Source organism: Variovorax sp. GrIS 2.14 (assembly GCF_046115955.1).
Classification (GTDB): domain Bacteria; phylum Pseudomonadota; class Gammaproteobacteria; order Burkholderiales; family Burkholderiaceae_C; genus Variovorax.
In genome coordinates this window covers 1-12083 of the sequence record NZ_JBJXIA010000004.1, presented here as the reverse complement: position 1 = coordinate 12083, position 12083 = coordinate 1, and the positions used below count along the sequence as shown (strand labels likewise).

General features: G+C 60.0%; 15 protein-coding genes. 7 read left to right on the top strand and 8 right to left on the bottom strand.

Annotated features, from left to right (window positions below; genetic code table 11):
- The first annotated feature begins 32 nt into the window (after nucleotides 1-32).
- The 5 genes from RCH10_RS08215 (at nucleotide 33) to hemP (ending at nucleotide 2607) form a co-directional block, all read left to right on the top strand.
- Nucleotides 33-305 carry a bacterioferritin-associated ferredoxin gene (locus tag RCH10_RS08215; RefSeq protein ID WP_409052005.1) on the top strand — a complete coding sequence of 91 codons (273 nt, stop codon included), beginning with the start codon at nucleotides 33-35 and terminating at the stop codon, nucleotides 303-305.
- 98 nt (nucleotides 306-403) lie between these two features.
- Nucleotides 404-1108 (top strand): energy transducer TonB, encoded by a 705-nt coding sequence (locus RCH10_RS08210; protein ID WP_409052220.1) that lies wholly within the window; start codon nucleotides 404-406, stop codon nucleotides 1106-1108.
- A gap of 12 nt (nucleotides 1109-1120) precedes the next feature.
- Nucleotides 1121-1837 carry a MotA/TolQ/ExbB proton channel family protein gene (locus tag RCH10_RS08205; protein ID WP_323500851.1) on the top strand — a complete coding sequence of 239 codons (717 nt, stop codon included), beginning with the start codon at nucleotides 1121-1123 and terminating at the stop codon, nucleotides 1835-1837.
- 5 nt (nucleotides 1838-1842) lie between these two features.
- Nucleotides 1843-2256 carry a biopolymer transporter ExbD gene (locus RCH10_RS08200; RefSeq protein WP_323496518.1) on the top strand — a complete coding sequence of 138 codons (414 nt, stop codon included), beginning with the start codon at nucleotides 1843-1845 and terminating at the stop codon, nucleotides 2254-2256.
- 135 nt (nucleotides 2257-2391) lie between these two features.
- The gene (gene hemP, locus RCH10_RS08195) at nucleotides 2392-2607 is read left to right on the top strand and encodes a hemin uptake protein HemP (RefSeq protein WP_409052004.1); all 216 of its coding nucleotides are present in this window, start codon (nucleotides 2392-2394) and stop codon (nucleotides 2605-2607) included.
- A gap of 200 nt (nucleotides 2608-2807) precedes the next feature.
- Here hemP and RCH10_RS08190 read toward each other — a convergent pair whose 3' ends face one another.
- Entirely contained in the window at nucleotides 2808-3215 is a 408-nt protein-coding gene (locus RCH10_RS08190; RefSeq protein ID WP_323496520.1) for a heme-binding protein, read from the bottom strand.
- 162 nt (nucleotides 3216-3377) lie between these two features.
- Between RCH10_RS08190 and RCH10_RS08185 the strand changes: the two genes are divergently transcribed.
- The gene (locus tag RCH10_RS08185; protein WP_409052003.1) at nucleotides 3378-4088 is read left to right on the top strand and encodes a Bax inhibitor-1/YccA family protein; all 711 of its coding nucleotides are present in this window, start codon (nucleotides 3378-3380) and stop codon (nucleotides 4086-4088) included.
- Nucleotides 4089-4169: 81 nt separating this feature from the next.
- Here RCH10_RS08185 and rlmD read toward each other — a convergent pair whose 3' ends face one another.
- From rlmD to surE, 4 genes are read right to left on the bottom strand one after another with little or no spacing between them, the layout of a single operon-like run.
- Nucleotides 4170-5603, bottom strand: a complete 1434-nt coding sequence (gene rlmD / locus RCH10_RS08180; RefSeq protein ID WP_409052002.1) for a 23S rRNA (uracil(1939)-C(5))-methyltransferase RlmD — start codon at nucleotides 5601-5603, stop codon at nucleotides 4170-4172.
- Between the two features lie 46 nt (nucleotides 5604-5649).
- Nucleotides 5650-6603 carry a peptidoglycan DD-metalloendopeptidase family protein gene (locus RCH10_RS08175; protein ID WP_409052001.1) on the bottom strand — a complete coding sequence of 318 codons (954 nt, stop codon included), beginning with the start codon at nucleotides 6601-6603 and terminating at the stop codon, nucleotides 5650-5652.
- Nucleotides 6604-6613: 10 nt separating this feature from the next.
- The gene (locus RCH10_RS08170; RefSeq protein WP_409052000.1) at nucleotides 6614-7396 is read right to left on the bottom strand and encodes a protein-L-isoaspartate(D-aspartate) O-methyltransferase; all 783 of its coding nucleotides are present in this window, start codon (nucleotides 7394-7396) and stop codon (nucleotides 6614-6616) included.
- A 9-nt stretch (nucleotides 7397-7405) separates the two neighbouring features.
- Nucleotides 7406-8173 carry a 5'/3'-nucleotidase SurE gene (surE, locus tag RCH10_RS08165; RefSeq protein ID WP_323496525.1) on the bottom strand — a complete coding sequence of 256 codons (768 nt, stop codon included), beginning with the start codon at nucleotides 8171-8173 and terminating at the stop codon, nucleotides 7406-7408.
- 126 nt (nucleotides 8174-8299) lie between these two features.
- Here surE and RCH10_RS08160 point away from each other — a divergent pair, with 126 nt between their 5' ends.
- Nucleotides 8300-9286 (top strand): NADPH:quinone oxidoreductase family protein, encoded by a 987-nt coding sequence (locus RCH10_RS08160; RefSeq protein ID WP_409051999.1) that lies wholly within the window; start codon nucleotides 8300-8302, stop codon nucleotides 9284-9286.
- 157 nt (nucleotides 9287-9443) lie between these two features.
- Here RCH10_RS08160 and RCH10_RS08155 read toward each other — a convergent pair whose 3' ends face one another.
- From RCH10_RS08155 to RCH10_RS08145, 3 genes are all read right to left on the bottom strand, one after another.
- Nucleotides 9444-9782: an H-NS family nucleoid-associated regulatory protein gene (locus RCH10_RS08155; RefSeq protein WP_409051998.1), complete on the bottom strand. Its 339-nt coding sequence runs from the start codon at nucleotides 9780-9782 to the stop codon at nucleotides 9444-9446.
- A gap of 415 nt (nucleotides 9783-10197) precedes the next feature.
- Nucleotides 10198-11295 (bottom strand): sensor histidine kinase, encoded by a 1098-nt coding sequence (locus tag RCH10_RS08150; RefSeq protein ID WP_409051997.1) that lies wholly within the window; start codon nucleotides 11293-11295, stop codon nucleotides 10198-10200.
- Between the two features lie 409 nt (nucleotides 11296-11704).
- On the bottom strand, nucleotides 11705-12083 hold a 379-nt coding region (locus RCH10_RS08145; protein ID WP_409051996.1), incomplete at its 5' end, for a response regulator.

Sequence of the window (12083 nt, the reverse complement as noted above, 5' to 3'; positions counted from 1 at the left end):
TCAACAGCCAGCCAATCTGCCGCTTCACCGCCATGATCGTTTGCGTTTGCCGCCGAGTCTCTGATCGTGAAATCGCACGCCATGCGCGCGCTGGCATGACCTTCGATGAAGTGCAGTTCGAACTCGGCGTAGCCACCCAGTGTGGTCAGTGTGAAGGTTGCGCGCGAGATGTCGTCGCGCAGTGCAGCGCATCGCATCCGGTTGCCGCGTTGAACCGCGAAACCGGGCATCAGTCGATCCAGCTTGCTAATTCCATTTCGGAAAGCAAAGCATGGAACTCTTCTCGGCACTCGGTGGCAGCCTGATCTTCGTGGCCGGCTCGGTCTGGTGGATATTTCGCAAGTAAATCGCGGTTTCTGCTGCATCGCGGGCACGTTTTGGCGTGCGCGCTCTCGAATGGTTGATCGTGTCTGACCGCTTTTCTTCACCGCCAACCGCGCTGGGCTTGTCCCGAAACACCGTCATCGCTGGTGGCGTCGTACTCTTTCACCTTGCCGCACTGTGGGCGTTGCAAGCAGGCCTGATTCGCAAGGCAGCGGAGATCGTCATCCCGGTGGAAATAATCAGTCAGTTCATCGATCCCCCGAAAGAACCGCCGCCACCGCCGCCGCCCCCTCCTCCCCCGCCGCCGCAAAAGCAGCTGACAAAGCCGCCACCGCCGCCGCGCCCCCAAGCCATTCGCGAGCCGCGGCCGGTGCCAACCCCGAATGCGCCGGTTGGTGTAGTGGAGCCGCCGCCGCCTGCACAGCCGCCGGCTCCAGCCGCGCCGCCTACGCCTCCCGCCCCCCCAGCGCAGCCGCCCGCACCGCCGGCGCCCAAGCTGGTCGAACTGAGCGCGGGCCAAGTGCAATGGATACGCAAGCCGTCGCCCGGCTATCCCGCGATGAGTAAAAAGCTCAACGAGAGTGGGACCGTGATCATCGCGGCCTACTTCAGCAGCAACGGTTCGGCAAAACGCGCAGAGATTGCGAAATCGAGCGGCTTTGAGCGGCTCGATCGTGCTGCCGCCGACGCCGTGTTGCGCTCACAAATCACCCCTATCGTTAGCGGCAACTCAGAGACAGTTTTTCTGTTCAATGCGCCAATCAGTTTTACCCTTTCCGAATAGCCTGGACCCCGAATGAACAATCAATTTGGCCTGATGAACCTCTGGAATCAGGGCGACATCGTCACCAAGGCCGTCGCCGTGATGCTGATCGGCATGTCGCTAGCATCCTGGATCGTCATCATCATCAAAGCGGTCGACGTCATCAAATACAAGCGACTGGCAAAGCACTCATCGGATTTTTGGCACAGCGAAGATTTTGCGACGGCGCTGCAAAAACTCGGCAAGGACGACAGCAATCCGTTTCGCGCGCTGGCACTCGAGGGCCGTGAAGCCACTGCGCACCATCGCAACACCAAGGCGCATCTGCACGACACGCTCGATGTGAGCGACTGGGTCACGCGCAGCTTGCGCAATGGCATCGACGAGTTCACCGCCCGCCTTCAAACCGGCTTGGCGATCCTTGCATCTGTGGGTTCCACGGCGCCTTTCATCGGCCTGTTCGGTACGGTCTGGGGCATCTACCACGCGCTGATGAGTATCAGCACGGCGGGCCAGGCCACCATCGACAAGGTCGCCGGGCCGATCGGCGAAGCGCTGATCATGACGGCGCTGGGCCTGGCGGTCGCCATCCCGGCCGTACTCGGCTACAACGCACTGGTACGCGGCAACAAGTTCGTGCTGACCAAGCTCAACAGCTTCGCGCATGACTTGCATGCCTACTTCGTGACCGGTGCACGCGTCCAGAGTGGCGGCAACGAAGCCATCGTCGTGCCGCTCAAGAAAGGCTGATCGACATGGCTTTCGGAACCCAAGATGAACCCGATGAAGTGATGAACGAGATCAATATGACGCCGCTGGTCGACGTCATGCTGGTGCTCCTCATCATCTTCATCATCACCGTGCCGGTAATGAAGCACGCCGTGGCCATCGATCTGCCTCGCGCCACGAGCGAGCCCGAGCAGAGCAAGCCGCAGAACATACTGTTCAGCGTGGCGGCCGACGGCACCTATTACTGGAACGAACAGAAGATCGAAGACAGCGAGTTGCCGGGTCGACTGAGCGCCGAAGCGGCCAAGGAGCCACAGCCGGAGTTGCATATCCGTGGCGACAAGGCAGTGCGCTACGAGCGAGTCGCCAAGGCGATGTCGGAAGCACGTGAAGCAGGTGTGCGAAAGATCGGCTTCATCACTGAGCCCGATCAGAAATGAAGCGCTTCGCAAGTCAATTTAGTTGATCGCCACGATTGACTTTGTATTTGAGAATAGTTATCATTTACTTATCGATTCCGAAGCAGGCCTCAGACACGGTTTCGTTAGTCAGCCTCACCCGTGCAAAGGATTCATATGCCAACCCCAGCCAAGGCGTTTACCGTTTTGAACCATCCATCGCTCGACAACTCGGGGCGCGGCACAAGTCAGACGACAGCTTCCAGTACAGCAGCAGGCCTGGTCGAAAGCGCAGAACTTCTTCGCGGCAACAAAACAGTCGGCATCCTGCACAACGGTTCGCTCTACCGGCTGCAGGCCACCAAACTCGGCAAGTTGATCCTCACTAAATAGTCAGGGATCGACCCGACCCGCCACCGCGCAAGTTTCATCGTGGGGCGACTCAAGGAGATTCATCTCCGAAGGGTCGTTTTTGCTAGCCAACGGTTCGCCGACCAGCCAAGCTTTTTTTCACGCTGAACGTTCATGAAAAACGCCGACTCAAGAGTCGGCGTTTTGCCTTTGTCAGCGAGCGGAACTCGACGCCTGGAGGATCAAAGCCCCAAGGCGGCGATCCCAGCCTTCGCGATTTGCGCATCTTCATTCGACTTCACGCCGCTCACGCCGACAGCACCGATCACGATGCCGTCTTTCACGATCGGCACGCCACCTTCGAGCAAAGCATGGACGCCGGGCACAGTCAAAAATGCAGTGCGACCGCCGTTGATAACGTCTTCATACCCTTTGCTCTCACGACGACCTAACGCGGCCGTGTGGGCCTTGGCTGGCCCGATGTGCGAGGAAAGGGCTGCGGCGCCGTCCATACGCTGAAGCCACAGCAAATGTCCGCCGTCATCGACGATGGCAATAGTCACGGCCCAGTTGTTTTTGAGCGCTTCGGACTCCGCTGCGGCGGCAATGACCTTGACGTCGGCGAGTTCGAGGAATGATTTGGTTTTCATGGTCAAAAGCAGGATGTGAAAGGCGAAAGCATAACGGCGAGAGTCCGCCAGCTCTTACATTCCGTAGCTCTACGCGAATGTAGATTTTTGTCTCGCAACGCTCTTGCAGCCCCCTAGAATGCGCCCACCTGCTGGCTAGCAGCAATCCAAGGAGTTTCAGCAATGAACGACCGCGTCACGACCCTCGAAACCGCCGCCGGCCAAGGGCCATTCGGCCAGACCTTGCCACAAGCCGACCGACAGCGCGTACTGCGCAACACTTACTGGTTGCTTGCGCTCAGCCTCATCCCAACCGTGCTCGGCGCCTGGTTCGGCGTGGCCACTGGTATTACTGGCGCCCTTACCGGAGGACTCGGCTTGATGGTGTTCCTCGGCGGTGCGTTCGGCTTCATGTTCGCCATCGAGAAGACCAAGAATTCCGCCGCCGGCGTGCCGGTGCTGCTCGGTTTCACCTTCTTCATGGGCCTGATGTTGTCGCGGCTTATCGCGATGGTTCTCGGCTACAAAAACGGGTCCGAACTCATCATGACGGCCTTCGGCGGCACCGCCGGTGTGTTCTTCGTGATGGCCTCGCTGGCCACCGTCATCAAGCGCGACCTGTCGGGCATGAGCAAGTTTTTGTTCGTCGGCGTACTGGCGCTGTTGATCGGTGGCGTCATCAACGTCTTCGTCGGTTCGACCACCGGCATGCTGGTGATGTCGGTCGCGGCCATCGGAATCTTCTCGGCCTACATGCTGTATGACCTGAAGCAGATCATCGACGGTGGAGAGACGAACTACATCACCGCGACGCTGGCGCTGTATCTGGACCTGTTCAACGTCTTTCAGAGCTTGCTCGCACTGCTCGGGATCTTCGGCGGGGAACGCGACTGACAGCGATGTCGGATTACGCGCAACAGCACAACACGACGCGCCAATAGCGCAATGAATGAAAAGGGCCTTCGAGCCCTTTTTTCATGCAAGTTCGAAAACCGCGATCGACTCCACATGTGCCGTATGCGGGAACATGTTGACCACGCCAGAAAACGTGCATCGGTAGCCCGCCTGATTCACCAGCAGCCCCGCATCGCGTGCCAGGGTCGACGGATTGCAGCTCACGTAGACGATGCGTTGCGGCGGCGCCCAGCCATCGGTACGCAATTCGGGATTTTCGTGCAGTTCGACCATCGCCTTGGCCAGTGCGAACGCGCCTTCACGCGGTGGGTCGATCAGCCATTTGTCAGCCGCACCGTCGGCCACCAGCATGGCAGCAGTCATCTCGAACAGATCGCGCGCAACGAACTTCGTCGCTGACAACGCGCGGCGGCTGGCCGTCGCGGGTCGATTCGCCTCGAAGTTGGCTGTGGCACGCGCCACCAGCGTGTCGCTCCCTTCGATGCCCAGCACCTCGCGCGCCACACTGGCAAGCGGCAACGTGAAATTTCCAAGGCCGCAGAACCAGTCGATCGCGCGTTCGGTCGGCTGCACATCGAGGAGACGCAAAGCACGCCCGACCAGCGACCGATTGATGTGCGGATTAACCTGCGTGAAGTCGGTCGGCTTAAAGGGCATCGTGATGCCGAACGCCGGCAGGTCGTAAGCCAGCGGCGTGCCGCCCTCTTCCAATAGCTTCACGGTGTCCGGGCCTTTGGCTTGCAACCACCATTGGACGCCGCGGTGCTCGCTCGCGAATGCCTTGAGCCGCTCGACGTCTGCGGCCGAGAGAACGTGAAGGTGTCGCAGCACCAGCGCGATCACGCCGAGACCACCATCAGGTGCATCGCCGCAGGCCAACTCGATCTGAGGACAGGTCTCGCGCGCGTCCATCGAACCGATCAAGGCACGCAGTGGCATCAGCATGTCGCTCACCTGCTTCGGCAGCACGGGGCATATCTTCATATCCGCAAGATACCGGCTTTTTCGCTCATGAAAGCCGATGAGCACCGTGCCTTTCTTGACCACATGGCGCACCGACAAGCGTGCGCGATAACGGTAATGCCATGCCGGTCCTTCGAGCGGACGGAGCATGGTCTCGGGCTTGACCTTGCCGAGGTGCCAAAGGTTGTCTTCCAGTGCGCGCTGCTTGACCGCCACTTGGGCAACCGCGTCGAGATGCTGCATCTTGCAGCCGCCACAAGCGCCGGTGTGCATGCCGAAGTGTGGGCAGCCCGGCCGCACCCGCTGCGACGACTCGCGACGAATGGCCGTCACCGTGCCCTGCTCCCAATTGTTCTTGCGGCGGTGCACATTGAACTGCACTTCTTCGAAAGGCAGTGCGCCTTCGATGAACACCACGATGCCGTCGGCGCGGTGCGCCACGCCCTGAGCTTCGAGGTCGAGCGACTCGACGTTCAGCCACTCGGGCTCGGGATAAATCTTCGTCTTCTTTTCTTCAGTCTGTTCCGTCATGCCGCGATTGTCTCAGTGAGGCATGCACAAACCGGCCGGAGCACGCTTAACGAGATGGCAAATATCGCGCCGGATCGACCGGCTTGCCCTGACGCCGAATCTCGAAGTGCAGCTTGACGCGGTCGGCGTCGCTGTTGCCCATCTCGGCGATCTTCTGTCCCTTTTGCACCGACTGGTCTTCCTTGACGAGCAAGGTCTGGTTATGAGCGTAAGCCGTCAAATAGGTGTTGTTGTGCTTCAGGATAATGAGGTTGCCGTAGCCGCGCAGGCCGGCGCCGGCGTATACGACACGTCCGTCGGCAGCCGCGATGATGGGCTCGCCCACCTTGCCGCCGATGTCGAGTCCCTTGTTCTTGGCTTCATCGAAACCGGCGATCAGCGAGCCTTGCGCCGGCCAGATCCAGCCGACGTCTTCATCGCCCGATGCGGCCGCAGCAGACGCCACGGAGGACGTGGTGACGGGCGGCTTCGTGGGCGTAGCTGCAGCGCTTGCCTGGCCCGTTGCCGCCGGCGTTGGGGCCATTGCGGATCCGGTCGCAGGCGCGGGCCCACCGATCGTCGATTGCGGCACCACGGGGCGTGTAATGACGCCTGATGCGTCGGTGCTACTCGGTCCGCCCGCGACTGCAGTGCTGCCCGGCGGAATCACGCGGAGCACCTGCCCAACTTCGATCAAGTCCGGGTTGTCGAGGTTGTTCCACTTCGCGACGTCTTGCCAGCGCTGACCGGTGTCGGTCCCGATGCGACGAATGGTGTCGCCCGGCCGCACGGCGTAGTAGCCCGGCTTGCCGTAGTTCTCGATACCCGCCAGCGGCTTGCCATTGGCATCGGTGGTGACGAGCGGGCCGCCAGGCGTTGTGGGCGTTGCCGATGGCGCCTTGCTCATCGTGCCGCGGTCTTCGACCGGTGCGGGTCCGCGCGGTGCGGCACAACCCGCGATCACGAGCGACAAGACCAGCGCAATGCCGGTAACCCAGCTCCGACTTCCAATACCCTGCATGTGTTCTTCCTTAAGCGATTCCGGATTTTAGGGGGACAAAGTTAACCGCCTCGAGAACGCGGCGCTCGATCCCCCGAGCCGTCTTGTCGATGACAACAAGGGCTTGACCTCCGCCCGCAGATTGCGTCGGCGCGACGATGCGGCCACCCACCGCGAGCTGTGCGATCCATGCCTCGGGCACGGCCTCGCCACCGGCCGCGGCGATGATCCCGGCATAGGGCGCGCCCCTGGCATATCCAACCATGCCGTCACCGAACAGCAAGTGCACTGTCGCGAGCCTGAAGTGCCGCAGATTGGTCCTCGCCTTCTCATGCAGACCGCGAAGCCGTTCGATGCTGTAGACCTCAGTCGCGACGTGGCTCAGCACGGTCGCCTGGTAGCCGCAGCCGGTGCCGATTTCAAGCACCCGGCCCAGCTTGTCGTTCGGCTTGCCGACCAGCGCCGGGGCACCGAGGAGCAGTTCGATCATTCGCGCCACGACGTTGGGCTTCGAAATGGTTTGGCCCAGCCCGATCGGCAAGCTGGTGTCTTCATACGCCTGGTTGACCAGCGCGCTGTCGACAAAGCGATGTCGCTCGACCGTACCCATGGCACGCAGCACCCGCGTATCGGCAATGCCCTGTGCAGCGAGCCGCTGCACCATGCGCGCCCTGATGGCATCTGAAGCCATCGACGGCGTGGCCGTGATTGTGGGTACCGTCGGCCTTGACGGTGCCGCAGGCAAGCGCCCGCGCGTGGCTGCGGCAGCGGTCGGCGTGAGCCGCACCGGAAAACTGGGGCGCTGCGTGGCCACGTGCGCGCTTCAGGCGTCCGCCGCGCTCAAACGCGATACAGAGTCGCGCCAGGCACCGAGTTCGGCATGGTCGGTCAGGTCTATTTGCAACGGCGTGAGCGCCACATGCCCTGCCGCAGTCGCATGAAAGTCGGTGCCCTCACCACTGTCTTTTGCACCACCTGCGCCGGCGATCCAATACATCGTTTCGCCACGCGGGCTGTCTTGAGTGATGACTTTTTCTGCCGAATGACGTCGGCCCAAACGACACACCTTGAGCGGCTTGATTTCGTCGAGCGGCCGGTTCGGAATGTTGACGTTGAGCAAGAACGCGCCACCGTCGAGCATGCGTTCGCGCTCGATGCGTTGCACCAGCAAGCGGGCGATCTGTGCCGCTGCATCGATGTGTGCCCAGCCTTTTTCGATCTGCGAGAACGCTATCGCGGGAATGCCGAAGAGATAGGCTTCCATGGCCGCGCCGACGGTACCTGAATAAATCGTGTCATCACCCATGTTGGCACCGTTGTTGATGCCGGAGACGACGAGGTCGGGCCTGTAATCCAGCAGTCCCTTCAGCGCGATGTGGACGCAGTCGGCCGGCGTGCCGGTGACATAGCGAAAGCCGTTGTGCGCGTCGCGCACGTAGAGCGGCGCTGCGAGCGTGAGCGCGTTCGACTTCGCGCTGTTGTTGTGTTCGGGTGCGACGACTTCGACATCTGCGATGTCCTTGAGCGCGGCGTGCAATGCAACGATGCCCGGCGCCTGGAAGCCGTCGTCGTTGGAAATGAGTATTTTCATGACGTCGGAGAGTGCGCTTTATTGTAAGTGGCGGCTGCGTCACGGCAGGGACAACGGCACTCCAACACGCCGCCTATCATCGCCCGCATTTGCCCCACCGATCCCCCGGACCTCAGGAGACACAACATGCATGCATGGCTTTGCGAAAACCCTATCGGCGTCGATGCGCTGACATGGAAAGAACTGCCGACGCCGCAGCCCGGCCCCGGGCAGGTTCTGATAGAGATCAAGGCCGCCAGCCTGAATTTCCCCGATCTGCTGATCGTGCAGAACAAATACCAGATGAAGCCGCCGCTCCCATTTGTCCCCGGCTCCGAATACGCGGGCATAGTTCAGGCGGTGGGCGAAGGCGTCACGCATCTGAAGGTCGGCCAAAACGTGGCGTGCCTGTCGGGCACCGGCGGCTTCGGCACGCACACCCTGGCACCTGCAGCGCTGTGCATGCCGCTGCCAGATGGATTCGGCTATGTCGACGCAGCGGCATTCATCATGATTTACGCCACCTCTTGGCACGCTCTGATAGATCGTGCGCAATTGAAGGCTGGCGAGACGGTGCTGGTGCTTGGTGCGGCCGGTGGTGTCGGCACCGCGGCCATTCAAATTGCCAAAGCTGCGGGCGCCAAAGTGATTGCGGCCGCATCGACGGATGAGAAATGCGAGCTTTGCAAATCGATCGGCGCCGATGCGACGATCAACTACACCACGCACGCATTGCCCGGCGGCTTTCGCGATGCCGTTAAGACGGCCACCGAGGGCAAAGGCCCCGATGTTATTTACGATCCGGTCGGCGGCGATTTCGCCGAGCCCGCATTTCGATCGATCGCGTGGCGCGGTCGTTATCTGGTTGTCGGTTTCGCGTCTGGTCCGATCCCATCGTTGCCATTGAATTTGATGCTGCTCAAAGGTGCATCGTTGGTCGGCGTGTTCTGGGGCGATTTCGCCAAACGCGAGCCCAAAGCCAATGCTCAGATGATGGCCGAATTGGCGCAGTGGTACGGCGCGGGCAAGATCAAACCGGTTATCGACAGCACGATGCCGATGTCAGAACTCAAAGCCGCCTACGCGCACATGGGCTCACGTGGCGTCAAAGGCAAACTGGTGATGGTTAACTGATATGCCGGCGACGCCGTTCACGCGGCGCTGCAATAGCAACGGCCCTATCGTCTTTCGGCAATACCGCTGCACCGCAGCATCGGCTGAAACCGTCCACCCATGAAAAAGCCCGCTGAAGCGGGCTTTTTATTACTTAACCGATTCCTCGGGAGAAGTGTCAGATCTCGAAATCCGAAAGCGATTTTCCGGCGGCCAGCGCTTCTGTCACCCAACGCGGCTTGCGCCCTCTTCCGCCCGACCATGTTTCACCGGCCGGGCCCCTGTATTTGGCAACGCCTTTAGCGGCAGGCACGACGTTCGTCCGTTTAGCCGGGCCACGCCCAGTCAGCTTTAGGTCAGCCGCCGAGATCCCGTATTCAGCGATCTTCTTGCGCAGTTCGTCGACAACGCCTGCACGTTCATGATTTCGCAGTTCTTCTGCTTGCTTGCGCAATTGGGCGATCTGTTCATCATGCTTCTGGATCTGAGAATTGAGATCAGCGAGGGTGGAAGCCATCAGAATATTCCTTGGATTGAATGAGTCAAGGCAAAAATTCTAATTCAATTTGCAATTGCGAAATCGATCGGCAATAAAAAAAACGCGCCGGTCACAGGAACCGGCGCGTTTTCGCAATTTCTTCAATTTTCACATAAATCTGGGGTGGCTGATGGGACTCGAACCCACGACGACCAGAATCACAATCTCAGCACGCAAGCCCCTATCCATGCGGGTTCCCACGGTTTTTTGGGAATTTTCGGGAGCTTGCGGACGACGGCACCATGCGGGTTGTGGCAAGGGCATTCCCGGGTTTCGCGGCCCTGTCAATGCCTTGTTTTTAACCTTGTGCAATCCGAGCCATACCGTTACTCACCTGCCTGCGCCCCTTCAATGGAGCAGTTCCGAGATGCCGTCGAGGACTTGTCGCTATCGACTAGACGACCGGAAGCTCTGCTCGTTCAGTGACCAGACCAACAGGGGCCGCGACCGTTTCGGGCAAGACAGGTACGAGATACGGGAAGATCAAGCGAACGATGGTTCCCTTTTCAGGGCTCGCAGAGCTCACGGTAATTTCTCCCATGAGAGCCCGCGCGAAACCTTTGAGAATGCCGACGCCCAGGCGGCCGCCCTTTGTGAAATCAAAGCCGGGTTGCAGCCCACGTCCGTTGTCTCGCACGGTCAGTACGAGGTGCGAAGGCTGCTTCGTTGACTTTGCCAGACGCAACGAAATCGTCCCGGACTCGCCGTCAACAAACGCATGTTTGAGCGAGTTCGTCACGATTTCCAGCGCGAGCAAGGAGAGCGTAACCGTTCGATCTGCATCAAATGCAACGTGACACGAATCAACGATGCAGCGAATGTTTGGTCGCTCCGACGCCTTAAGAAAGCCGTCGCAAAGCGCTTGAAGGTAAGGTCCAAACTCGACCTCGGCGTTCTCAGGATCGTGAAGCTTCCTGTGAATGTGGGAGAGCATTTCAAATCGGAGTCGAACTTTCTTAAACGACTCGACTGCTTCCGGTAAATGCTTCAGTCGATGTTCCTCCACGGCCAGCGCTGTGGCCACAGTCATGAGATTGTTGGCGACACGGTGCTGGAGTTCTTGGAAGAGGGTCGTCCTTTGCACCACCATGGCGGCCGTTTCAAGCCGCATGGATTCGACCCTGTCGAGCGCCCTGGTCATAACGTCGATCACCCAAACGTCAAGGGCGGCGACGACAGCAAAAAAAGCCAGCGCCACCATTGCCTGGGCATCCAGTTTGAAGCTGTTGGGACCACCTACAAACCAAAACCATGCGCTGGTAAGCGAAAGCGCCACGCAAAGGGAACCCGGCCCTCTGCCGCCTAAAAGGGTGGCCAGCACGATGGCTGGAAAAAATGTGAGGAACGGAAAGCCGAGGCCAAGGTAGCCAGTCAACGCAAAGCGCGCTGCTAGGGCCAGCAGAAAAAACACGACGGCTAACCCGTAAGCGAGCCACGCCTTTCGCCGTACGTCACTAGCCGCAAATAGGACCGATAAGGTCGAAAACTCCATTCGTGGTTCCTCGCGCTTATTTTTAATTTGGAGACTTGGCCCACTCGTTCGGGTACCCAGCCGTTTGATCAAACGCTACTCGCTTTAAAACGCGTCGTCTGTTGGTATCTTTACGAGCTTAATGCGGGCGCGCCGGGAGAGCCCATACCCTGTGCGTAGGCGTTGTCGGGAAAGTCAAGAGTGACAGCAGCTGGGAATGCGTGGGGGTGATGTCAGAATGAATCTGCCGCGTTCGGCCATGAGGAGCCCTTCCCGAACGACCGGTTTTGTGACTTTTAATCCAGATGGATCGCCACACTCCGCGTTGGTCGCTTCCGCCAGGTGGTGATGTTCTAGGCGTATGTTGAACTGGTCGTGCATCGCAACGACCGCGCGCAGCGTATTCAGCTGATTTCGGCGTACGGCAGCATCATTTCCCGGCGCGGCGTATGGCGATCGTCTCCCTGATCTTGTCTGCAACGTCACTGATTCGGAATGGCTTGCTGATGACGGCCGTACCCGAGAGATCCGCCGGCAGCACGGTCTTCATGTTGTAGCCCGTGCTGAAGACGAACGGCACACCGCGCTCGGCCAGCACACGCGCCACTTCCCACGACATTTCACCGTTGAGGTTCACGTCCAGAAGAGCGGCATCGAAGTCGCCCGTCCTGGCCAGATCCAGCGCATCGACGACGCGCGTGGCAGGGCCCACAAACAGCCACCCAAGGCCTTCAAAAATCTCTTCAAGCAACGTGACGACGAGAAACGAGTCTTCTACCACCAGGATTCGATAGGGACGCTCGCCGCTG